We start from the raw sequence: 22,143 nt of genomic DNA, 5'->3' as shown, positions 1-22,143 counted from the left end.
GTCATATATTAACGCCATAACTGCCGCGCAGACGCGACCTGAAACAGAGGCACAAGATGAGCACCGACAAGCAGTATGAAGAGAAAGAGCTGAGCTGGCTCTCATTCAATGAACGGGTGTTGCAAGAGGCAATGGACAAGACGGTGCCCCTCATCGAGCGGGTTCGTTTTCTGGGGATCTTCTCCTCCAACCAGGATGAGTTCTTCAAGGTACGGGTATCGGACGTCAAGCGTCGCATCCTCATCAATGAAGTACATGGTGGCGACGATGAAGCGAAAGTGCTGCTGCGCGCCATCCAGCAAAAAGTGATGGCGCTCGGTGAGGCGTTCGACAACACCTACAAGGAGCTGTTGATTGCGCTGGCTCGCCACAACATCTTCCTGGTCAACGAGAACCAGCTCTCCGATGCCATTCAGAAGTGGCTGCGGGTCTTCTTCAAGGAGAAGGTGCTGCGTCACATCATCCCGATCCTGCTCAACAAAGAGGTCAATCCGGTCAAATTCCTCAAGGATGAGTACACCTATCTGGCCATCGAGATGAAGAAGAACGGCCAGGTGATCCAGTACGCCCTGGTGGAAGTGCCGACCGACGACCTGCCCCGCTTCTTCCAGCTGCCGCCGGAAGGGACCCGCCGCAAGAAGCAGATCATCATTCTGGATAACGTCATCCGCTTCTGCCTCGACGAGATCTTCAAGGGCTTCTTCGACTACGACGAGATTGCCGCCTATGCGGTGAAGCTGACCCGGGATGCCGAATATGATCTCTCCGACCAGCTGGACTTGAGCCTGGTGGACAAGATGAGTGATGGCTTGAAGCAGCGCCTCACCGCCATGCCGGTGCGCTTCGTCTACGAGCGGGAGATGCCCGCTGCCATGATAAGCTTCCTGAAACTCAAGCTGCAGATCAGCTCCTACGACGCCATCATGCCGGGCGGACGCTATCACAACTTCAAGGATTTCATCGGCTTCCCCAACGTGGGCCGTGACTATCTGGAAAACCCCAAGCTGCCGGCGCTGGATTGCCGCGATTTTGACGGCTTCGTCAACGCCTTCGATGCGATTACCAAGCAGGATATCCTGCTCTACTACCCGTACCACAAATTCCACCACTTCACCGAGCTGGTGCGCCAGGCGGCGTTCGACCCGGCGGTCAGCGCCATTCGCATCAACATTTATCGGGTGGCCAAGAAGTCGCGGATCATCCACTCCCTCATCGATGCCGCCAACAACGGCAAGAAGGTGACCGTGGTGGTCGAGCTGCGCGCCCGTTTCGACGAGGCGGCCAACATCGACTGGGCCAATATTCTCACCGATGCCGGGGTCAAGGTGGTATTCGGGGTACCGAGCCTCAAGATCCACTCCAAGCTCTGCCTCATCACCCGCCACGAAAATGGCGAGGCGGTGCGCTATGCCCATATCGGTACCGGCAACTTCAACGAGAAGACCGCCAAGATCTACACCGACTTCTCGCTGCTGACCCGCAATCCGGATATCACCGCCGAAGTGGAAGGGGTGTTTGAATACATCGAGTACCCCTATCGGCGCTACAAGTTCAACCACCTGCTGGTCTCCCCCATCAACAGCCGCCGTCAGCTCTATCGCCTCATCGACAACGAGCTCTCCAACGCCAAGGCGGGCCAGCCGAGCGGCATCATCCTCAAGATCAACAATCTGGTGGACAAGGATCTCATCAACCGCCTCTATGCCGCCGGGCAGGCCGGGGTGCCGATCCAGATGATCATCCGTGGCATGTGCGCCCTGCGTCCGGGCGTACCTGGCCTCAGTGACAACATCAAGGTGATCAGCATCATCGACCGCTTCCTCGAGCACCCGCGGGTGATGGTGTTCCACAACAAGGGCAACCCCCAGCTCTATATCTCCAGCGCTGACTGGATGAGCCGCAATATCGACGGCCGTATTGAGGTGGGCACCCCCATTTATGATGAGCGGCTCAAGCAGCGCATCATGGACATTCTCGAACTACAACTGAGTGATACCTGCAAGGCGCGGGTCATTGATGCCGACCAGCAGAACGAATATGTGAAGCGGGGCAACCGCCGCAAGATCCGCTCTCAGGTGGCGATTTACGACTATCTCAAACGTATCGAGTCAAACAATGGACAATAGTCTCTATGCCGCCGTGGATCTCGGCTCCAACAGTTTTCATATGGTGATCGCCCATCTGAGCGAAGGGCGTTTTCGCATCGTCGATCGCATCAAGGAGCGAGTGCGGCTGGCGGAAGGGATGGATGAGCAAAAACGCATGAGCCCGGAGGCGATGGAACGCGGCCTCGCCTGCCTCTCGCTGTTTGCCGAGCGGCTCACCAACATCAAACCGGATCAGATCCGCATCGCCGGTACCTATACCCTGCGCCGTGCCAGCAACGCCCGCGAATTTGTGAGTGAAGCAGCCAAGGTGCTCAACCACCCCATCGAGATCATCAGCGGGCAGGAAGAAGCACGCCTCATCTATCAGGGTGTCGCCCATACCCAGCATATCGAGGGTCAGGTACTGGTGATCGATATCGGCGGCGGCAGCACCGAACTCATCATCGGTGAAGGGTTTGAACACAAGGCCCTCACCAGTCGCAAGATGGGCTGCGTCAGCTTTACCCAAAGCTTCTTCGCCAGCGGCAAGCTGAGCGACAAACACTTCACCAATGCCGTGCTAGAGGCGCAGCACCAACTCGCCCCCATCGTCAACCAGTACCGCAAGCTGGGCTGGCAGAGCTGCCTTGGCAGCTCAGGCTCCATTCGTACCGTGCGCGACGTGCTGCAGGGGGAAGGGCTGACTGACGGCAGCATTACGCTGGAGGGGCTGGAGCGGCTCAAGGCGCTGATGATTGAGCGCAAGCGAGTCGATAACCTCAAACTGGTCGGGCTTACCGAGGAGCGTCAGGAGGTGTTTGCCGCTGCGGTCGCCATCCTGCTCGGGCTGTTTACCTCGCTGCCCATAGAGCGGCTCGACTACTCCGATGGTGCGCTGCGCGAAGGGTTGCTTTATGAATTCGAGGAACGCTTGCAGCACCACGATATTCGCGAGCGTACCGCGCAGGCGCTCGGCACCCACTACCGGATGGACCGCAAACAAGCAGCCCGGGTTGAGCAGAGCGTGCTGACCCTGTTTGATGCCCTGCAAGAGCCCTGGCAGATGGAGATTGAGCCCTATCGCGCCATCCTCGGCTGGGCAGCGCGGCTGCACGAAATCGGCCTTGCCATCAACTACAGCGGCATTCATCGCCACTCCGCCTATATCCTGCAACACACCGACCTGCCTGGCTTCAACCAGGACGATCAGGCCCTGCTGGCAGCGCTGGTACGCTTCCAGCGCAAGGGGCTCAAGCTCTCCGAGCTGCCTCCCCTGCCCAACCACGACATGCAAACGGTGCTGCGTTGCATCCGCATCTTGCGCCTCGCAGTCGCCGCTCACCACAAGCGCCAGGACAACCTGCTGCCCGAGTGGAAAGTCGCGGTACAAGGGGATCAGCTGGTCGTGACCCTGCCGATTGACTGGTGCGAGGAGAACCGTCTCCTGATGCAGAATCTGGAGAAAGAGCATCGTTATTGCCAGGAGCAGGGCTGGCCACTGCTGTTCCAACTCGGCTAAACCGGAAAGATAAATGCAAAAGGCAGCCCACTGGCTGCCTTTTGCATCTCAATCTCCCGGTTACTGCAACTCGGGCAACAACAGCTTGGCCATCTCGAAGTAGATGATAAGGCCGGTACCATCCACCAGCGTCGCGATGAAGGGTGCAGAGACCACCGCCGGATCGATGCGGAAACGACGCAGCACCATGGGAATAATGGATGCGACCGTGGCACTCCAGAGCACGATGGCGATGATGGTAAAGGTCACCACCATGCCAATCTGGGGACCGACGCCGAGACTCCATGCCCGTACCCAGGCCGCCATGGCAATGGCCCCCGAGATGAGCAGACCGGTGGAGAGCTCCTTTTTCAGCACGGTGCCGAGATTGCGCAGACTCACCTCCCCAACCGCCATGGCACGCACGATCGTGGTGGTGATCTGGGTGCCGCTGTTACCGCCAGTCCCAATCAACAAGGGGATAAAGAAGGCTAGCGCGATGGCGGCTTCCAGTTGCTCCTCGAACGCCCGCAGCACGGTGCCGGTGTAGGCTTCCGCCACAAACAGGATCAGCAACCAGCCCACCCGTTTGCGCCATAACTGCCAGGGGGTCGCCTGCAAGTAAGGGGTATCGAGCGGTGATGAGCCACCCTGCATCTCGGCATCCTCGGTGGATTCAAGCTCCAGAATGTCGGCGGCATCATCGACGTGGAAAATACCGACCAGTCTCCCCTGATCCTCGACCGGCAATACCGACAGGTCGCGGTCGATCAGCAGGCGCGCCGCCAGCTCCTGATCAGCCCGAGCGTTGATCCGCACCGTCTCCCGGTCCATCAGGTTAGCGACACTGGCCTCGGGGTCAGCAATCAGCAAGCTCTTGAGCGAGATACTCCCCTGTAGACGGCCATCCACGTTGACCACATAGATGTGGCGGAACAGCTGGGCATTGTCCCAGGCATCGTGGATCAGCTGCTTGGCCTTGCCGACGGAATCCTGTTCGCTCACTGCCAGATACTCGTGGCGCATATTGGCCCCGACGGACTCAGGCGGCCAATCCAGCAGTGAGTAGTAGATGGCCTGCGCCTGGGTCGGGAAGCGAGCCAGCAACATGGTGCGATCCTGACGACTCAGTTTGCGCAGGATAGCCACCATTTCGCGACGGGGAATAGCCTCCTGCAACACGCTGACGATGCTGCCATGCAGCCGCAACAAAAGGCGACCGGCACTCTCTGCGGAGAGAGAAGCGATCAGTTCTGCCCCTTCTGACGCAGGCAAGGTGTCAAAGATGCAGTTGAGCTCTTCCGGACGCAGGGTCAGCAGCTGATCGGCGCGCTGAACCGGATCCAGATTGTGTTCCAGCCAGCCTTGCAGGCTGGCGAGATCGAGCAGTTGATGACGGTTGAGAATGGTGTGTGTTTTCTTCATCACAAAGAACCTCATGTGATTTCAGGCAAGCCTGAGCGCGAGCGGAGACCGTTCGCTGTCTGAAAGAAAACAGCAATTTGATTGACGAGTAATAGGCAGGAAATGACGCCGTTCGGCGTGTCATCATCCCCACGTACCAGCTTTAGCACTGCATAACGTATCCGGCATGCCGGAAGCCACTTGGGTTTACACCTTAATCCGATGAAAACTGTCCTGATCTTGGGCGTCTCTGGACGTCGTGAGATCAGTGGCCTGTGTTTATACAGGAGCCTCGCCTAACGAGATGCTGCAAATAATATGCACAACCCTCTGTTGTGCGGGCGGCATGATTATCCAATCCCGCAGGGAGGTCAACCCCGCCTCAACCAGGAAACAGGGTATGGCAACAGCTTGTTACAATTGTCGGAACATATCAGGGGAACTCTGCCGGGGATGCATAGCAAAAAGGCCCCATAGGGGCCTTTTCTTAGCGAATATAGTCAAATAGCGTCAGACGACTTATTTTGCTGAACGAGAGCTGCGAGGCACTCAATGCCGCATCCTCTTTTGACAGGGCTGAAATTACCTCATAGAGATCGGCTTCCGACACCTTGGCTCTCGCCTCGGCATTGAGGGTGCTCAACCCCTCGTTGGAACCCATCACCTGCTCCAGACTGTTCATCCGGCCACCCAGTTCACCCAGCCCATGATCAATGTTCAAACGGGCATTTTTCATATGAACGGTGGCATCGGCCACTTTTTGCTCAAAACTCTCGGCTGAAATATTGGGATCACGCAGAGCCGTAATGAAGTCTGACATCCCGTTCAACACGTTGTCATTCTTGGGAGGATTGAGAGCAAACTGCTGTGCTGCACCACCTGCAGGCTGATCCAGTGTCAGTTCGAGACCATTGAACGGTATTTTGGTACCGGGAGTGTAATTACCTGTCTGCAGGGTATTGCCACCCGCATCCTTGATATCATAGGTATCGGGCGGGCCAATTGTGGTGGAGACTGTGTAGGTGTTGCTGGGCAGTGCCGGGTCGTAACTGGATTTATAGAAATTATCAAAATCCCCCTGATCCCCGACCCCTACCTTGATATTCGCACTGGTGGCACTGGCGGTTCTTCTGGTTGCTACGATTTCAAACAGATCCTGTCCGGAGTCATTGGCAGCAATTTGCACTGTGGGCGATACCTGAATATTTCGCTGGCCAGGATCTCCCTGATAAATGTATTTACCGTTGGCATCTTTCACATAGGGCTGGGTCTTGCTCTGATTGCCCCCGAAAATAAATTCACCCGATGAGTTCTTGCTGTTCATCAGGTCAAACATTTGCTGCTGCAACCCTTCCAGTTCACTGGCAATGGCCTTTCGGTCATCCAGGCTAATGGCACCATTATTGGATTTCTGGATCAGGGTCTGGGCACTGAGCATCGCAGTATTGAGAGAGTCCAATACCGTCTCTTCATGCCCCAGACTGTTCTGCAGCAAACTGCCATTCACCCCGTACTGTTTAAACAGTTCAATCTCTTTGGTCAGCGCCATCTTCTGGCTCATGCCTGCCGGATCCTCACCGGCGCTCTGAAACTTGTTGCCGGTTTGCAGCTGCTGATAGGCCTTGTCCAGTCGCTCGTTGGTATTGGTGAGGGAGTAAAGATTCCGATCGTAGATCATGTTTGTAGTGATGCGCATGACGTTACCTCACGGACGAAAGCAGTGTATCGAAGATGGTTTTGGCCGTACTGACCACCTGCGCGGATGCCGCGTAAGATTGCTGGAAACGGATCAGATTGGCCGCTTCCTCCTCCAGATTGACCCCGGAGACGCTCTCGTAGATCCCGGTACTCTGGATCAGCTTGGATTCATTAGCCTTGAGCAGGGTTTTTGCCTGACTGGTATTGTTACCCACTTCCATCACCAACCCGGAGTAAGCCTGGTTAAAGGTCATCTTGTCGTTGGTGGTACCACCATTGGTGCTTTTGCGTACCAGATCCTTGTTCTGCAACTCAGCCATTGCCAGACCATTGCTGTTATCAGCAAAACCATTGGTGTTGTAACTAAGCTGGAAGCTGTCGGTTTGTTCTACCGTGCCGGTAATGCTGAACTCGTAGCCCGGGCTCTGTTTCGGGTTGCTGTAGACCGCAGGCCCACCCGGAAAGGGGTTTACTATCGAGGCCATCAAATTCTGCCCTTTGCTGGCTGCCGGCGCGACACCGATCAAGGTAGTGCCATCACCGGCATACACCTCATAATTGCCGTTATTGCCGATCTTGACGATCTGGGGAGCGGCGGGATCCAGGCTGTTGGTACCAAAACCGGAACCCGTTCCGGTATTGAAGATGCCATCGAGCTTGATGTCTGCACTGCCGATGTTGTTGGTAGTCTTCTGTACTTTGAGAGGTGCAGCCAAGGCCAGGTCTTCCGGCCGGTTGATCTGCTGAGCCAGCCCGGCGGCAGCCCCCTTGGTTGGTTGCAGCAGCAGCTTGTCTCCTGCCGCTGGCGTACCGGTGAGATCGATCGAGATCCCGTGGCCAGCCAGTTCAAACGTTGCTGGCGGCGTGGTGCCCGTCGCCACAGAGGTGCGATTACCAGATTTGTCCAGCGAGAACACTTCATATCCGGTCGCACTGCTAAAGCGCACTTCATAGTCGAAGGGGGTTACAGAGCTTCCTTTGCCAGGTACAAAGCTGACATTCGCTCCGACCGACCCTGTGTTGTCGCCATAAGGCAATCCCTTGCTGGTTGGCAGGGTGAAAATATCGCTGCCCAACTCGTTGTCCAGATCCATCCCGAGACGGTTTTGCTGGTTCATGGCATCCGCCATCGCAACGGCCAGCTGGCCCAGTTCACGCTTGGTCGGCTCCAGGTCGGTACGCGCCTTGAACAGCCCTCCCATGGCCCCCCCGAAGGTATCGTGATCGATGAGAGCCTGATTGTCGCCAAGAGTCAGCTGCAACTCCTGATCACGGGAATCGGGATCGCCCGCCACCACCTTGAACTGGGCAACGCCCCCATCCAGGATCAGCGAATGACCAGTGCTCATATTGACCAATACGCTGCCGTTAGCCTGGGTTACGGTACGGATATCCATCTTCTCGGAGAGCTGCCTGATCGCCTCGTCACGCTGATCAAACAGCATCAGGTTCTCTTCGGGAGACCCCTGAGTACGGATGATCGCCTGGTTGAGATCATTGATGCTGGTGAGCAGACTGTTGACCTGCTTGGTCTCATCTTCAATACGGGTGTTGAGGGTATCGCTCTGCTTGTCGAGCTGGGCCGAGAGTGTGTGAAAACGGTTCACCATACCGCTCAGCTCCGTCATCACTACCTTGCGGCCACCGATCTCGGCGGGTGATTCATTTGCCGAATGAAAGGACTTGAAATAAGAGGTGATGGTCTCCCCTACGCTATTGCTGCTGTCTCCCAGCAGGCGATCCACGCCGGCCAACTGCTCGTAATGAGTCAGGGATGCGTAAAAGGCAGAGGTATCGCGACGCACTTCTCCCTGCATATAGCTGTTGATTACCCGCTCGGTCCTGATGTCACCGGTGCCAAGACCGATGGCATTGGTAAACACCAGCGTACGCTCACGCACATAGCCCTGGCTATTGACGTTTACGATATTGTTACTGGTGCTCTGCAGCAGGCGCTGCTGTGCCAGCACGCCCGATGTACCAATTCCAAGCAGATCGCTTGCCATATGTTACAGCTCCATCTCGTTGTATCGGGCAATGGCATCACTGCGCAATACCTGTTTCAGTTTTCTGGCATAGTGCGGGTCGGTGGCATAACCCGCCTGTTGCAGCGCCTCGAAGTAGCGATCCGGACTGTCCACTCTGGCCAGGGCCCCCTTGTAGCGGGAACCGGAGGTGAGAAAGTCCACATAGTCGTTGAAGCTCTCTTCAAACGAGCCATAGGAACGAAACGCCGCTTTCTGGCGGGACGCCACTCCCTCTTCATATTCCAGGGTGCTGACTACCGCCTTGGGCCCTTCCCAGCGAGGATCGGCCTTGATGCCAAACAGGTTATGGGTCATCTGCCCTTCACCATCCTTGATCACCCGTTTGCCCCAGCCGCTCTCCAATGCCGCCTGAGCGACCAGTACCGCCGGGCTTAACCCCAACTTGTCGGCCGCTTTCTTGGCCAGCGGCATCAGGCGATTAACGAACTCTTCCGGCGTATCGAACTCTTTGCCCCCACTACTGGCGGCACTGCCCTCTTCGCTGGCCATGCGTCCCATGGGCGGAATGCTGCGGTGCGGTCGACGGGGCATAGTGAGTGCTTGGCTCTCCTTGACCCCCTCGGTCATCTCTTTTTCAGCAAAATCTTTGCCAACTTTTGATGCCGAGATCAAATCAGTGGCAGCCGTCTTGGGTGGCTCGTAGGGTTTATAGACCCGTTCCGTCCGTTGCGGCATCTTGAGCACCCGGCCATCCTGATGGACAAATGTCGCCGGTGAGAGCTGCCTGGCCACCATGTCAGCCAATCCAAGCCCCCCCTTGCTGGACATGTCTGCCACTCGCTGTTCATCCAGCATCCCTTCATAGAACTGGGTATAGCTGCTGTTCATAGGGTTGTCCTGAGTCAACACCCCGTTGGCCTGACGCATGCTCTGAAACAACATCTGGGTAAAGATTGACTCGAACTGGCGCGCAGCCCCCTGCAGTGCCTCGGCCTGTCCCTCTTTGCTGTGGCTCATCTGGCGCAGACGGTCTAGGTTCTTGATATCCTGCACCACCCCGAGATTCATGCCGCTGTTGGTGTCAAACTCCGCCATTTTGCTTACCTCATTGCCACCCGTGGCAATCACTTGCCGCCAGTTACAATATGACCAGTTGCCCCTCGATGGCACCTGCCTGCTGCAGCGCCTCAAGGATAGCCATCAAATCACCGGGGGCGACCCCGACCTGATTGACCGCACGGACCAGATCGTCCAGAGTCGCACCGGTATCAAACTTGAACATCCGCCCGGGCTCCTGCTGGACATTGATGGTCGAGTTGTTGGTGACCGTGGTCTCGCCCCCTGCCAGCGGGTTGGGTTGAGAGACCTGCTGGTTTTCGGCTATGGTCACCGTCAGGCCTCCGTGGCTGATGGCCGCCGGTTTGAGCTTCACCTGACTGCCGATAACTATGGTGCCGGTGCGGGAGTTGACGATGATCTTGGCCGCCTCGTTGGCCGGATCCACCTCCAGGTTCTCGATAGTCGCCAGATAGGAGACCCGTTGACCCGGATCTCGTGGGGCATAAACCTTGACCGAAGTGGCATCGAGTGCCTGCGCAGTATTGGGCCCCACCAGATCGTTGACCACATCGGCCAACCGACGCGCGGTGGTAAAATCGGGGCGATTGAGATTGAAGGTGATGGTGTCACCCTGGCTGAAGGCATTGGGCACCTCTCGCTCTACAGTGGCACCATTGGCAATGCGGCCGACGGTCGGAGTATTGACCACCACCTTGGAGCCATCAGCCCCCTCGGCACCCAACCCGCCGACCACCAGGCTGCCCTGCGCGACTGCATAGACCCGCCCATCCAGCCCTTTCAGGAAACTCTGCAGCAGCGTACCACCGCGCAGGCTCTTGGCCTCACCGATGGCAGAAACAGTGACGTCTATGGTCTGGCCCGGCTTGGCAAACGGCGGCAAATCCGCATGGATTGCCACCGGCGCCACATCCTTGATCTTGGGTTTGATGTTGTCCGGTACCTTGATACCAAAGTTGTTGAGCATGGTGCGGAAGGTCTGTTCGGTAAAGGCGTTGTTCTTCTCGCCGGTACCGGGTAGACCCACGACCAGACCGTAGCCAATCAACTGGTTGCTACGCACCCCCTCTACCGAGCTGATGTCCTTTATCCGGGCGGCATTAGCCATCCCCAAAGGCAGCAGACAGCAGAGCAGAGTAACCAAACGGAGTGACTTCATAACATCTCCTAGAGCGGCCACCAGGGACCATTGAAAAAGCTGGTAAGCCATCCCTGTTCCTGGGTATTGGCAAGATCGCCGGTACCACCATAGTAGATACGGGCATTCGCCACTTTCTGGGATGACACGCTGTTATCCGAGGTGACATCCTCCGGTCTAATCAGACCTGTGATACGGATATACTCATTGCCATTGTTGAGCATGATCCACTTCTCGCCCCGTACCAGCAGATTGCCATTGGGCAGTACCTTGGCCACACTGACCGAAATATTGCCCTGCAGGCTGTTGCTCTGATCCGCCTTGGCCTGCCCCTTGAAGGCACTGTTTTGAGCGATGGATGCGGAGAGATCATAGGGGCTGGCAGTGACAGGCACGCCCCCCAGCGTCACCGGATCCAGATTGAACTTGTTATCCTTGCCACTCTGGGTATTTGCCTTCTTCGAGGCGGAAGTGGACTCAGCCAGCTCGATGGTGATGATGTCACCCACCTTGTGCGCCTTGATATCCGAATAGATGCCATTAACCTGATCCGGCTGAAAAATAGCACCCGTCGGTCTCACCGAGACTGGCTCCGACTCCCCGTATACGGGGGAAAACTCGGGGTCATCAGGCCTGGGTGTATTGGGAGTACTGCTACACCCCCCCAACACCAGCAACCCCAGCATCCATAAGCTTTTCATCATGGCTCTCCCCATTAGGTCCGCTGGATCAGGAAGGACATCATGCCATCCACCGCAGAGAGGACTTTAGAGTTCATCTCGTAGACCCGCTGAGCCTGGATCAGATTCACCAGCTCTTCGGTGACGTTAACGTTGGAGCTTTCCAGCATCCCTTGCTTCAAGACCCCCATGCCATCCGCCCCGGCAGTTCCCTGAATGGCTGCACCGCTGGACTGGGTTTCCAGAAACATGTTCTCACCCATCGGCTGCAGACCACTGGCATTGACAAAGTCTGACAGGGTGATCTGTCCGACCACTTGAGAAGCACCATCTCCCTTCAACTGTACCGAGACCTGACCATCAGTGCCGACAGTGACACTCTGGGCATTTTCCGGGATCTGGATTTCTGGCTGCAGGGGATAACCGTTACCCGGCGTCACTATGGTGCCTTCACTGTTAAGGGTGAATTGCCCATTACGGGTATAGGCCAGGCTGCCGTCGGGCAATTGAATTTCAAAGTAGCCACGGCCACTGATCATCAGATCCAGCGAATTATCCGTAGTCTGTACGTTGCCCTGACTGTGGTTTTTCTGGGTAGCCACCACCTTGGCGCCCGCGCCAAGCATTAAGCCGGAGGGCAACTCGGTATCCGCCGACGAACGGCCGCCGGGCTGATTGATGTTTTGATAGAGCAGATCCTCGAAAATGGCCCGCGATTTCTTGAAACCAACGGTGCTGGCGTTCGCCAAGTTGTTCGAGGTGACCGAAATATTGGTCTGCTGAGCATCCAACCCGGTCTTGCTGATCCAGAGTGCAGGATTCATAGGTAACTCCTTGATTAGCTGATACGCAGCAACTGGGTTTGGGCCTCGTCATTCTCTTCGGCCGTTTTCATCATCTTGACCTGGGTTTCAAACTGTCGTTGTAACCGGATCAGGTTGGTCATCTCATCCACCACATTGACATTGCTCCCCTCCAGGGAGCCGGCGATCAGGCCAACGTTGGCAGAGGCAGGCTCATTCTGGCCATCTTTGCGCCGAAAAAGCCCATCCTGGCCCTTCTCTACCGCATCGGCGGCCGGGTTAACCAGTTTGATCCGCTGAAAATCTTCCGACAAATTCGCGGCGGCCCCTTCAGGACGGCCACTGATGGTGCCATCCCGGTTAATCTCCAGCTTCTCCATCGGCATTGGCAGCACGATGGGTTGACCACCGTCATCCACGACGTTCAAGCCGGTAGAGGTCTGCAGGTTGCCAGTCGCATTGACCTGCAGATTTCCCATACGGGTATAGGCCTCCCCCCCCTTCGGATCTTGCACCGCAATCCAGCCGGGACCATCCACCGCCACGTCAAGATCCCTCCCCGTGGTCATCAACATGCCATGCTGCAGGTTTTGGCCGGGACGTTCCGTCATGGCAAATACCCGACTGGGCAGCCCCTCACCAAAGGCCTGCATGCTGCGGGCCTGCTCGAAATCGGATTTAAAGCCGGTGGTATTGGCATTGGCGAGGTTATTACCGCGAACAGCCAGGCTGTTCATGTTCTCTTTGGCCCCGGACATGGCGATATAAAGCAGGTGATCCATGGGATTCTCCGTCAAACAGATGACTCTGACAGCAGAACTGCAATTTGGATGCCAACAGAAGGGGAATGCCACGCCATTCGACAGTAGAGAACGATAAAAAAACGGGGCACCCAAGGTGCCCCGTCGCCTGAGAGGAATTAACGGATCTGCAAGATGGTCTGCTGCAGCGAACTGTTGACCTCCAGAGAGCGGGAGTTCGCCTGGAAGTTACGCTGGGCAGTGATCAGATCAACCAGTTCGGAGGTCAAATCTACGTTGGATTGCTCCAGCGCCGACGATTTGATGGTACCGAAGGTGCCTGAATTGGGCGTTCCCGGCAAAGCATCGCCGGAGAGCAGGGATTGCCGCCAGGAAGTATCACCCACCTGGGTCAGCCCTTGCGAGTTGGCAAATTTGGCCATGGCCACCATGGCTACCTTGATGGTGGTGGCATTGCTGTAGGTTGCAGAGACAATCCCATCCGGCGTGATCTCGACCTTGGTCAAACGGCCGACAGTGGAACCATCCTGTGACAACTTGTTGACTTCAAACGGTGAGGCATATTGGGTCACAGTGCCGAAAGTGATATCTACCTGCTGGGTAGGATCCGCACCATTGGTAATAATTCCCGCTCCTGCTGCCCCCAACTGCTCCGTTTGGATGTTTGCCGGTGTGGTCGGAGTAATCATTTTACCATCGGCACCAAAGGTAATTCGGGCACCGGCAGGTGCAGGATTCAACCCTGTGGCCATTGTTGGCGTCACCCCTCCGACGATATCGACCGGCTTGTCACCTTGATAAAGATACATGCGCCAAGCTGTCGGGCTAGCTGGCTTGGTCAGGTCTGCTGGATCTGCTTCTTTGACAAAATACTGGGTGATAGTGTGAGGTTCACCGAGCGAGTCATAAATCACCACTGAGGTGGATGAGGAGTAGGTTTTGGAATCCTTAGGGTCAAAGGTGGAGGCATCCCCCGCACCATTACCTGCAGGCAGGGGCGATGCGGTGGAAGGCAAGTTGAAACTTGCATCAATCTTGCTGGTTTTGATCGGCTCACCCGCCCGATCAGGGATCTGGATCGGCTTGGTCGCATTGATACTGACCGCCTTGGGTGTGCCATCGGCGTTGATCTCGTAGCCTTGCAGATAGTGGCCCTGATTGTTGACCATATAGCTGTTTTCATTGAGCTTGAATGCACCGGCACGGGTGTAAGTGCGATCCAGGTTGGTCAAACCATCAGAGGTGACAAAGAAGCCGTTCCCCTGAATGGCCAAATCCAGCGCGTTATTGGTAAATTGCAGCGCACCCTGATGGAACTGCTGGGCAACAGCACCGGTCGCCACACCGTTACCGACCTGAGTCTTGGCATTGACAAAGATGGAGTTGGCGTAGACATCCGCAAACTCGGCACGGGACTCTTTAAAGCCCATTGTATTGACGTTCGCAATGTTGTTAGCGGTGACGTTCAAGTCTTTTTGTGCCGCGTTGACACCGCTCAAGGCATTGTTAAATGACATATCCAGCTCCTTAGATCGATGCTGTCGACGTGGTTTTTGACGGAGTAGCCGTCTGGTTTGGATTGGTGCCTGATATTTGCAGGACGGAACTCAGCAGGGTGCTCCCCAGTCCCTTCAAATTAAGCATTGTGGGATTTGTTGCATTCCCCAGGGCAACGCTGTCGACCTTGCCATAAGCGTATGTGGGAATAGTTTCTGCCTTGCCATCCACACTGCCACTGGCCTTGATCACGTATTTGCCTGGCTTGACCCGGTTGCCCGCCTTGTCAGTGCCATCCCAGGCGATCTCCACATTGCCCTTCTGTTCTCCTTCCAGGCTAAATTCCTTGATGACCTGACCCGCCTCGTCTTCAACGATAATCTTGACACCCGCGTATTGATTGGTCGTGCCAACCTGAACGACACCGGAAACAGGGCCCTCCTTGTCCAGATAGCCCACATTGCTGGGCAAGAGTACATTCTGGCCAACCAGAGAAGATGCTTGCAGAGCCTGGCTGGAGATCATCTGCTCATTGAGCTTGCCCATCTGGGTAGACAGACTGCTGATCCCCTCCGAGGTAGACATGGAAGCCATCTGGGAGAGCATCTGGGCATTGTCCACCGGCTTGAAGGGATCCTGATATGATAGTTGCATGGTCAGCAGTTTCATAAACGAAGCCTGATCCAGCTCTTTCTTCGGCGTCGTTGTGGTGCCTGTGGTCTGGGTCGTGGTACGGCCAATGCCGTTCACACTGTTTGTGGTGTCGACCATGTTGCATCCCTCCTATCAGGATTTGCCAAGCTGGAGCGTCTGCTGCAGCATCTTCTTGGCCGAATCTGCAACCTGTACATTGGTCTGGTAGCTGCGCGAGGCATTGATCATGTCAGCCATCTCTTCAACCATGTTGACGTTCGGTTTGAAGATAAAGCCATCCTTGTCCGCCATCGGGTGGTTAGGGTTGTACTCCTTGAGCAGTGGAGCCTTGCTCTCGACAATGCCCTTCACCTCAACGCCGACCGATCCCTGCTTATCTGACATGGCCTGATCGAGCTGAGCGGCAAAAATTGGCCGCCTTGCGTGGTAAGTGTTTTCCACGCTGGAGCTTACGCTGTCCGCGTTGGCCATATTGCTGGCAACCGTATTGAGACGCACGGACTGCGCACTCATGGCCGAGCCGGCAATATCAAAGACCTTGAACAAACTCATCACTGCTCTCCTTTCAGGGCTTTAAGCAGGCCACTGATCTTGCGATTCATAAATTCCAGGGAGGTTTGGTACTCCAGACTGTTGCGCAAGAACTCGCTCCGCTCCTGCTGCACATCCACCGTGTTGCCATCACCCGTATCAGGCTGCAACGGATTGCGGTATTGAACAGTACCGGGGGCATCCATATTCAAGGCAAAGTGCTTTTCACTGGTTGTTACCAGGCCAAAACCCTGTTTATGCTGGGCATCCTGCAATGCCTGTGCAAAGTTGATATCCCTTGCTTTAAAACCTGGCGTGTCCGCATTGGCAATATTGCTGGACAACACCTCGGCACGCTTGGCGCGAACACCCAGCGTGTATTGATGGATACCAAATGCCTTGTCGAATGAAAAAGCCATAGCACACCTCCTGCTTGGTATATTTTGCTTGCAAGAGATGTGCCAGACGATTTTCAAAATGTTGCCAGGTTGTCGAGCCTAGCTATGAAAGCCTTTAGACGGAGTGCAAGGATCTGCTGCGCGATAGATAGGAACATGGCGCAATGCCATCACGAATGGAGCTATAAGAATGGAGCCATAAAGAGAGAAGGAGGCACTGTGCCTCCTTCTCTTATAAACAATGTCACCAATCACAACTCATTGAATACCATGGGCTGCAACGTTATTTGACCTTGTAAACAATTCCGGGATTGCACCGAATCATCTCGAATCGGTCAGTCAAACCCGCCAGCGATTCCGACGCTCCCAGCATCAGGTATCCACCAGGATTGAGGCTGGATGCAAACTGGTTGAGGATTTTTGACTTCACTTCCGGTGCAAAGTAGATAAGCACGTTACGGCAAAAAATGATGTCAAATTTACCGAGCAGACTATAACTCTCCAGCAGATTGAGCGGCCGGAAGGTGGTCAATTTTCTGACTCGCTCTACCACCCGCATTTTGTTGTCACCATAGGGCTCAAAAAACATCTTCTTGCGCTCTGGCGACAATCCGCGTGCCAAAGCCAGACTGTCATATACCCCTTCCTTGCACTGATTCAGCATGGTAGTCGATATGTCTGTCCCGACAATCTGCACTCCACCGGGCAAGGTACCCGGCTTCTTCATCTGCTGCTCCAGCGCCGTCATGGCGATAGAATATGGCTCCTGTCCCGAAGATGAGGCAGCAGACCAAATCTTGACAGGGCGACCACTTTTGCCCAATTCAGGAAAAATCTTGTCGGTCAGCAGCTGGAACGGATATGTATCACGAAACCAGAGGGTCTCGTTAGTGGTCATCGCATCAACAACCGCCATTTTCAGGTCACGCTCTCGTACACTCATTGCACGGGTGACCAGTTCAGACAGACTCTCGATGCCAAACTGTGCCATCAAAGGTGAAAGACGGCTCTTCACCAGATACTGTTTGTTATCACCCAGCACGATCCCGCTCTGAACCGCAAGAAAGTTGCTGAACTGTTTGTATAAGTCATCCGAAAGTGTCTTCATGCAGCTGTTCTTCTTTAAATTAGAGTGCGTTTTGTACGGCTTTGGCCAATTCATCAGGCTGGAACTTGGCAATAAAGTTGTTTGCACCAACTTTTTGCACCATAGCCTGGTTAAATACACCACTGAGCGAGGTATGCAGAATAACATGCAAATCTTTGAGATTGGGATTATTCCGGATCTCGGCAGTGAATGTATAGCCATCCATCTCGGGCATTTCGATATCGGAAATCACCAGCGCAATCTGATCCTTGATAGGGCCATTTTTGGTCATCTCCAGCAGCATGTTCAATGCTTCGCGGCCATCTTTTGCCAGCACGCATTCAACTCCGATCGCCTCCAGCGCACGCTGTACCTGTTTGCGCGCAACCGAAGAGTCGTCAGCAACCAATACGGGACGTCCCAAGGTCGGATGCTCGACACTGGCCTCCACCAGCTCCTGGCTGACCTCAGTAGAAACCGGAGATATTTCGTTGAGAATACGTTCAACGTCGAGGATCTCGACCAACTCGCCATCAACCTCGGTAACCGCCGTCATATAGTTGATGCGACCAGCCCCCTTGGGGGGAGGAAGGATAGATTCCCAGTTCATATTGATGATGCGCTCGACCGAGTGCACCAAAAAACCCTGAATGGAGCGGTTGTACTCGGAGATGATAATGAAGCACTTGCTCAAATCTTCAATGGGGCGCTTGCCCATTGCCATGCTGAGATCGATGACCGAGATAGTCTGGCCACGAATATGAGCCACTCCGCGAATACAGGAGTTCAACTTGGGCATCACGGTCAAGGGGGGGCACTGCAACACTTCACGCACTTTGAATACGTTGATGCCAAATCTTTGACGTCCATTGAGACGAAACAACAACAATTCCAGCCGGTTTTGCCCCACTAGCTGGGTACGTTGGTTGACCGAGTCCAGGATACTGGCCATAAACACTCCCTAAAAACGCTTGGCATTAATCATGCATGCGTGATGGATTGCGTCAGACTATCGATGTGACAACAAACAGATTCTGAAGCAATCATAGTTAAATATGGTGATATGCGTGAACAACTTATCGACCGACGAGCGAAAATGATTAACCGACTTTTACTCATCAGCCTCTTTTTTGGCAGCATATCCTCGAGCCATGCCTCGGATGTCACAACCTATCTGAGAGAGCAGGCACAAGAGTTCGTTTATGGTCAACTCGATCTGCCGCTGGATGCCAGAGCAGAGGTCACTGCCGCGACCCTTGATGAGAGACTCCCGCTAACCCGTTGCGATGATCTGTTGACCATCAGCTTGCCAGCAAAAATGGAAATTCGTCGTAATACAACTGTTTACATGAAGTGTGAGGAAGAAAAACCCTGGGATGTCTACTTACCGGTAAGGGTCAGTATTCAAAAACCCTTTGTTACTGTCACCGACCCCATTACCAAAGGGGATCTGCTGAATGAAAGCAAGCTGGTAGTGGCGTTTCAGGATCAAACCCTGATCCGTGGTGACTATCTGACCAACCCGGCCCCTCTGATTGGGGTACGCAGCAAGCGGGAGATCAAACCGGGACAGCCCATCCGCTTGAGCCAGGTTTGCGTGATATGTAAAGGGGATCAGGTCACCCTGACAGCCGAAAACAGCAACTTCCAGATCAAAACCATGGCCCGAGCCTTGCAAGATGGCAGTTTCGGAGAGATCATCAAACTCGTCAATATTCGCTCCGGCAAAACGGTGGAAGGTAAAGTCACAGCAGTCGGTGCCGCATCGGTCACTTTTTGATATCCGGAGCCTGAACAATTTTTTTTCTAAAGTTTTGAGCTGCCGCACCGATAAACAGGTAAGCAAACCTTAAAGCAGACGAAGGTAACTAAAATGGCCATCAACAATATCAACAACTTGGCGAATAATCGGTTGCAAAATACCGCTAATAGCCAAGGGACAGGCAGCAAGTCAGTCACCTCATCGCCCGAAAACAAAGCGACCACTGTCAAGCTGGACTCCGTCTCCTTGACCAGTGAGGCGCAACAATTGCAAAAAATGCAACAGAACCTCAATACCGCCTCAACCGGCAACGAGAGCAAGGTTGAACGACTGAAAAAAGCCGTCGCGAGTGGCGAATATCAGGTTAACAGCGACGCTGTAGCCAAGAAGATGTTCAGTTTCGAGGCCAATCTGGACAAAGTTCTGGGATGATGGACTTACCTTCGTTACTGCACACCCAAGATGATTACCTCAGCCAGATGCAAGGCATTCTGGAAGAGGAGTTCAGCTTGCTCGAGCAGCATCAGGCACTGGCCCTGCCTGCACTGACCGAGCGCAAACAGCAGTTGCTTGCTGCGATAGAAACTCTGGACAAGACACTGGCAGAGATGCCGGAACTGGCACTGCAGCTGGCAGCCTATCCCGACGAGATGGCGCAGCTTCGTGCAAAACTGGATGCCTGCCAGGCACAAAATGATATCAACGGTCGCTTGCTTGAATTGAGCATCGTCTCCAACCGTCGTCTGGCAACCTTTCTGAGTCAGTTGCGTGATCGCAACAGCCTGACCTATGACGCCAAAGGCAATACTCGCTCTGGCACCCGCTCCTACGGTATCAAGGCCTGACATCTCTTATCAGGCCTTGCATTTTTGCTCTCCGTTTTAAAGCGCGAGGCGCAACAACTCCCGCCCATCCTCACACGCGTTGACGCGCAGTACCCCATCCTCATAGCTTCCATAACTGGCTGGCAGCTCGCCGCGCGGGAAACAGATTGACCCCGGGTTCATCAATATCCGTTCCCCCTGCCACTCCAGCACAGGTACATGGGTGTGGCCGCTCAGGAACAGACTACCCGCCGGTAGCTGTACCTCGTCCGGGCGATAAAGATGACCGTGGCTGACAAACCAGCGCCGCTCATCGATCAGCAACTGGTTGTAGGGGGCGGTGATGGGAAAGCGCAACAGCATCTGATCCACTTCGGAATCGCAATTGCCCCGCACCGCGATGATCTGTGGCGCAAGCTCGTTGAGCCTGTCAGCCACTGCCGCCGGGTTATACCCTTCCGGCAGAGGATTACGCGGGCCATGGTTGAGCAGATCGCCGAGCAGCAGATAGTGATCCGGCTGCCAGGAGTCAAGTCGGGTCAACACCCGCTCCAGCGCAATGATGCTGCCGTGGATGTCGGAAATGATGGCAAGTTTCATGAAATGCTCCTCACTGCGGGCTGAAATAGAGATCCTTGGTGGCAATCGTCCCTTTCAAATTCTGGCTGGGCAGTCCCCGCAGGGTGGGGTCAACCAGTCTCATCTGATTGTAATGATACACGGGGAGGATCGGCGCCTCTTCAAGCAGCAACTGTTCGGCATGCCGGTACAATTCAACCCGACTCGCACTGTCCAGCGTATTGGCAGCCTGCTCCAGCAGCAGATCAAAATCGGGATTGCAGTAGCCGCTCTCGTTGCGCAGATCCTGACAACGGAAGCTGCCCAATATGGCTGACGGCTCCACGTAATCGCCAAACAGGAAACTTCTGGCCACCTGGAAATCACCGCTATCCTTGGCCACCTGATAGGTGCCCCACTCCAGACTGTTGAGGGTGACCTGTACCCCCAGCTTCTGCCACATGGCAGCAATGGCCATTGCCATCTGCTTGTGGGTGTCGGCACTGTTGTAGGTAATGCTCAGCTTGAGTGGATTAGCGCTGTTATACCCGGCCGCTGACAGCAGTGCAGCCGCTTTGGCCTGACGGGTCGGCATATCTTCAAGCGCGACAGGCAATACCACCCGGGGGTAACCTGGCATCTCCGGCAACAGCGACCATGCCGCCTGTTCACCCTGCCCGCTCACCGATTCAATGAGCTGCAGTCGATCAATCGCCATGGAGAGCGCCTGACGCACCCGCACATCCTGCAGTTCCGGGCGTTTCAAATTGAATGCATAGAGATAGGTACCAAACAGCGGCAAGCCCCAGAGCCGCTCCGGGGATCCGCGCTTCATCTTCTGGTAATAGCCGAGGGAGACCTTGTTGGTCAGCTGGATTTCACCGGCCTCATAACGCAGCCGCTCCGCATGTTGCGAGGTGATCGGCAGGTAGGTGACTCGCCCGATGCGAGTGTGGCGATCGTCCCAGTAGTGGATATTGCGTTCGGCTTCGAGTCTCTCGTTAGGCACCCAACTAGCCAAACGATACGCCCCATTGCTCACCAGCTTGCCGGGCTCGGTCCACTGTTTGCCAAACTGGGCTATCACCTGCCGATTGACCGGTACAAAGGGACGCTGACTTATTAGCTGCAAAAAATAAGGAACCGGCCGCTCCAGGGTGACTTTCAGGATCTGATCGCTTTGCGCCTCAATGCCAAGATTGTCGAGCTCCAGTGCGCCGGCATAGATGGATTGCGCATTGTTGATCCCCATGGCCAACAGCAATCCGGCAGAAGGGGAGTTGATGGCCGGATCGAGCAGACGGCGCCAGGCATAGACGAAATCAGCGGCCACCAGCGGCTCGCCATTGGACCACTTCAGTTGGGGGCGCAGGAAAAATCGCCACTCCAGCCCATCTTCACTGACCTCCCAGCGCTGTGCCTGAGCCGGGACGATATGCCCCTGGCCATCCTCACTGACCAGCCCTTCAAAAAGATCGACCAACACGGCTTCCCCCGGAAAACCGGAGCGCACCAGTGCCGGGTCAAGGGATTCCGGTTCGGCACCATTGCCTTTGACCAACATCTGCCGGTCGGCCACAGGAGGCTGCTGTACAACGGCTGTTGCATGAGCCTGTGGAACGGCCAGCGCGGCAAGCAATAGGGGGGGGAGCCAGCGTCGCGCCAGCGTGGGGAAGAAACCAGACCTCATGACAAAAC

21 protein-coding genes and 1 riboswitch are annotated in these 22,143 nt (G+C 55.2%); of the genes, 5 read left to right on the top strand and 16 right to left on the bottom strand.

Going from position 1 to position 22,143, the window contains the following annotated elements; all coding sequences use genetic code 11:
- Positions 1-56: 56 nt before the first annotated feature.
- Positions 57-2,126, top strand: coding sequence for a polyphosphate kinase 1 (ppk1, locus tag G5229_RS01415; protein ID WP_139734028.1), 2,070 nt, complete (start codon positions 57-59; stop codon positions 2,124-2,126).
- Positions 2,116-3,606 (top strand): exopolyphosphatase, encoded by a 1,491-nt coding sequence (gene ppx, locus G5229_RS01410; RefSeq protein WP_139444045.1) that lies wholly within the window; start codon positions 2,116-2,118, stop codon positions 3,604-3,606. Before ppk1 ends, ppx begins: the two co-directional genes overlap by 11 nt.
- 60 nt (positions 3,607-3,666) lie before the next feature.
- Here ppx and mgtE read toward each other — a convergent pair whose 3' ends face one another.
- From mgtE to G5229_RS01340, 14 genes are all read right to left on the bottom strand, one after another.
- Complete coding sequence (gene mgtE / locus G5229_RS01405; RefSeq protein ID WP_216954102.1) at positions 3,667-5,010, bottom strand: magnesium transporter; 1,344 nt, start codon at positions 5,008-5,010, stop codon at positions 3,667-3,669.
- A gap of 120 nt (positions 5,011-5,130) precedes the next feature.
- Positions 5,131-5,300: riboswitch (M-box (ykoK) riboswitch) on the bottom strand.
- A 176-nt stretch (positions 5,301-5,476) separates the two neighbouring features.
- A complete protein-coding gene (flgL, locus tag G5229_RS01400; RefSeq protein WP_216954104.1) occupies positions 5,477-6,685 on the bottom strand; it encodes a flagellar hook-associated protein FlgL in 1,209 nt (402 codons plus the stop codon).
- 4 nt (positions 6,686-6,689) lie between these two features.
- Positions 6,690-8,693, bottom strand: a complete 2,004-nt coding sequence (locus G5229_RS01395) for a FlgK family flagellar hook-associated protein (RefSeq protein WP_216954106.1) — start codon at positions 8,691-8,693, stop codon at positions 6,690-6,692.
- Between the two features lie 3 nt (positions 8,694-8,696).
- The gene (flgJ, locus tag G5229_RS01390) at positions 8,697-9,770 is read right to left on the bottom strand and encodes a flagellar assembly peptidoglycan hydrolase FlgJ (RefSeq protein ID WP_421208149.1); all 1,074 of its coding nucleotides are present in this window, start codon (positions 9,768-9,770) and stop codon (positions 8,697-8,699) included.
- A 43-nt stretch (positions 9,771-9,813) separates the two neighbouring features.
- Entirely contained in the window at positions 9,814-10,911 is a 1,098-nt protein-coding gene (locus G5229_RS01385; protein ID WP_216954108.1) for a flagellar basal body P-ring protein FlgI, read from the bottom strand.
- 8 nt (positions 10,912-10,919) lie between these two features.
- Positions 10,920-11,591 (bottom strand): flagellar basal body L-ring protein FlgH, encoded by a 672-nt coding sequence (flgH, locus tag G5229_RS01380; protein ID WP_421208508.1) that lies wholly within the window; start codon positions 11,589-11,591, stop codon positions 10,920-10,922.
- 14 nt (positions 11,592-11,605) lie between these two features.
- Complete coding sequence (flgG, locus tag G5229_RS01375) at positions 11,606-12,394, bottom strand: flagellar basal-body rod protein FlgG (protein WP_216954109.1); 789 nt, start codon at positions 12,392-12,394, stop codon at positions 11,606-11,608.
- A 14-nt stretch (positions 12,395-12,408) separates the two neighbouring features.
- Positions 12,409-13,155 carry a flagellar basal-body rod protein FlgF gene (flgF, locus tag G5229_RS01370; RefSeq protein WP_005344530.1) on the bottom strand — a complete coding sequence of 249 codons (747 nt, stop codon included), beginning with the start codon at positions 13,153-13,155 and terminating at the stop codon, positions 12,409-12,411.
- 137 nt (positions 13,156-13,292) lie between these two features.
- The gene (gene flgE, locus G5229_RS01365) at positions 13,293-14,651 is read right to left on the bottom strand and encodes a flagellar hook protein FlgE (RefSeq protein ID WP_421173084.1); all 1,359 of its coding nucleotides are present in this window, start codon (positions 14,649-14,651) and stop codon (positions 13,293-13,295) included.
- Between the two features lie 10 nt (positions 14,652-14,661).
- Positions 14,662-15,402 carry a flagellar hook assembly protein FlgD gene (locus tag G5229_RS01360; RefSeq protein WP_216954111.1) on the bottom strand — a complete coding sequence of 247 codons (741 nt, stop codon included), beginning with the start codon at positions 15,400-15,402 and terminating at the stop codon, positions 14,662-14,664.
- Positions 15,403-15,417: 15 nt separating this feature from the next.
- A complete protein-coding gene (gene flgC, locus G5229_RS01355) occupies positions 15,418-15,837 on the bottom strand; it encodes a flagellar basal body rod protein FlgC (RefSeq protein WP_005344527.1) in 420 nt (139 codons plus the stop codon).
- The gene (gene flgB, locus G5229_RS01350) at positions 15,837-16,235 is read right to left on the bottom strand and encodes a flagellar basal body rod protein FlgB (protein WP_005344526.1); all 399 of its coding nucleotides are present in this window, start codon (positions 16,233-16,235) and stop codon (positions 15,837-15,839) included. The genes flgC and flgB overlap by 1 nt, the downstream gene beginning before the upstream one ends.
- 262 nt (positions 16,236-16,497) lie before the next feature.
- Positions 16,498-17,322, bottom strand: a complete 825-nt coding sequence (locus G5229_RS01345) for a CheR family methyltransferase (protein WP_005344525.1) — start codon at positions 17,320-17,322, stop codon at positions 16,498-16,500.
- A gap of 19 nt (positions 17,323-17,341) precedes the next feature.
- Entirely contained in the window at positions 17,342-18,253 is a 912-nt protein-coding gene (locus tag G5229_RS01340; protein WP_005344523.1) for a chemotaxis protein CheV, read from the bottom strand.
- A 144-nt stretch (positions 18,254-18,397) separates the two neighbouring features.
- Between G5229_RS01340 and flgA the strand changes: the two genes are divergently transcribed.
- From flgA to G5229_RS01325, 3 genes are all read left to right on the top strand, one after another.
- Entirely contained in the window at positions 18,398-19,081 is a 684-nt protein-coding gene (gene flgA, locus G5229_RS01335) for a flagellar basal body P-ring formation chaperone FlgA (RefSeq protein WP_421204980.1), read from the top strand.
- Between the two features lie 93 nt (positions 19,082-19,174).
- Positions 19,175-19,495 carry a flagellar biosynthesis anti-sigma factor FlgM gene (flgM, locus tag G5229_RS01330; RefSeq protein ID WP_005344518.1) on the top strand — a complete coding sequence of 107 codons (321 nt, stop codon included), beginning with the start codon at positions 19,175-19,177 and terminating at the stop codon, positions 19,493-19,495.
- The gene (locus G5229_RS01325; RefSeq protein ID WP_040066163.1) at positions 19,492-19,908 is read left to right on the top strand and encodes a flagella synthesis protein FlgN; all 417 of its coding nucleotides are present in this window, start codon (positions 19,492-19,494) and stop codon (positions 19,906-19,908) included. Before flgM ends, G5229_RS01325 begins: the two co-directional genes overlap by 4 nt.
- A 36-nt stretch (positions 19,909-19,944) precedes the next feature.
- Here G5229_RS01325 and yfcE read toward each other — a convergent pair whose 3' ends face one another.
- Positions 19,945-20,487, bottom strand: coding sequence for a phosphodiesterase (gene yfcE / locus G5229_RS01320; RefSeq protein WP_227340840.1), 543 nt, complete (start codon positions 20,485-20,487; stop codon positions 19,945-19,947).
- 10 nt (positions 20,488-20,497) lie between these two features.
- A complete protein-coding gene (locus G5229_RS01315; RefSeq protein WP_421208147.1) occupies positions 20,498-22,135 on the bottom strand; it encodes a peptide ABC transporter substrate-binding protein in 1,638 nt (545 codons plus the stop codon).
- Positions 22,136-22,143 lie beyond the last annotated feature (8 nt).

The organism is Aeromonas sp. 602396 (assembly GCF_049173735.1).
GTDB lineage: Bacteria > Pseudomonadota > Gammaproteobacteria > Enterobacterales > Aeromonadaceae > Aeromonas > Aeromonas veronii_A.
Note: the sequence above shows the minus strand (reverse complement) of the source record. Positions and strands in the feature narration are given on the sequence as shown.

Bases quoted from the DNA above. Each gene is read 5' to 3' on its own strand.
- ppk1 (WP_139734028.1), top strand. From the start codon at position 57: ATGAGCACCGACAAGCAGTATGAAGAGAAAGAGCTGAGCTGGCTCTCA.
- ppx (WP_139444045.1), top strand. From the start codon at position 2,116: ATGGACAATAGTCTCTATGCCGCCGTGGATCTCGGCTCCAACAGTTTT.
- mgtE (WP_216954102.1), bottom strand. From the start codon at position 5,010: ATGAAGAAAACACACACCATTCTCAACCGTCATCAACTGCTCGATCTC.
- flgL (WP_216954104.1), bottom strand. From the start codon at position 6,685: ATGCGCATCACTACAAACATGATCTACGATCGGAATCTTTACTCCCTC.
- G5229_RS01395 (WP_216954106.1), bottom strand. From the start codon at position 8,693: ATGGCAAGCGATCTGCTTGGAATTGGTACATCGGGCGTGCTGGCACAG.
- flgJ (WP_421208149.1), bottom strand. From the start codon at position 9,770: ATGGCGGAGTTTGACACCAACAGCGGCATGAATCTCGGGGTGGTGCAG.
- G5229_RS01385 (WP_216954108.1), bottom strand. From the start codon at position 10,911: ATGAAGTCACTCCGTTTGGTTACTCTGCTCTGCTGTCTGCTGCCTTTG.
- flgH (WP_421208508.1), bottom strand. From the start codon at position 11,591: ATGAAAAGCTTATGGATGCTGGGGTTGCTGGTGTTGGGGGGGTGTAGC.
- flgG (WP_216954109.1), bottom strand. From the start codon at position 12,394: ATGAATCCTGCACTCTGGATCAGCAAGACCGGGTTGGATGCTCAGCAG.
- flgF (WP_005344530.1), bottom strand. From the start codon at position 13,155: ATGGATCACCTGCTTTATATCGCCATGTCCGGGGCCAAAGAGAACATG.
- flgE (WP_421173084.1), bottom strand. From the start codon at position 14,651: ATGTCATTTAACAATGCCTTGAGCGGTGTCAACGCGGCACAAAAAGAC.
- G5229_RS01360 (WP_216954111.1), bottom strand. From the start codon at position 15,402: ATGGTCGACACCACAAACAGTGTGAACGGCATTGGCCGTACCACGACC.
- flgC (WP_005344527.1), bottom strand. From the start codon at position 15,837: ATGAGTTTGTTCAAGGTCTTTGATATTGCCGGCTCGGCCATGAGTGCG.
- flgB (WP_005344526.1), bottom strand. From the start codon at position 16,235: ATGGCTTTTTCATTCGACAAGGCATTTGGTATCCATCAATACACGCTG.
- G5229_RS01345 (WP_005344525.1), bottom strand. From the start codon at position 17,322: ATGAAGACACTTTCGGATGACTTATACAAACAGTTCAGCAACTTTCTT.
- G5229_RS01340 (WP_005344523.1), bottom strand. From the start codon at position 18,253: ATGGCCAGTATCCTGGACTCGGTCAACCAACGTACCCAGCTAGTGGGG.
- flgA (WP_421204980.1), top strand. From the start codon at position 18,398: ATGATTAACCGACTTTTACTCATCAGCCTCTTTTTTGGCAGCATATCC.
- flgM (WP_005344518.1), top strand. From the start codon at position 19,175: ATGGCCATCAACAATATCAACAACTTGGCGAATAATCGGTTGCAAAAT.
- G5229_RS01325 (WP_040066163.1), top strand. From the start codon at position 19,492: ATGATGGACTTACCTTCGTTACTGCACACCCAAGATGATTACCTCAGC.
- yfcE (WP_227340840.1), bottom strand. From the start codon at position 20,487: ATGAAACTTGCCATCATTTCCGACATCCACGGCAGCATCATTGCGCTG.
- G5229_RS01315 (WP_421208147.1), bottom strand. From the start codon at position 22,135: ATGAGGTCTGGTTTCTTCCCCACGCTGGCGCGACGCTGGCTCCCCCCC.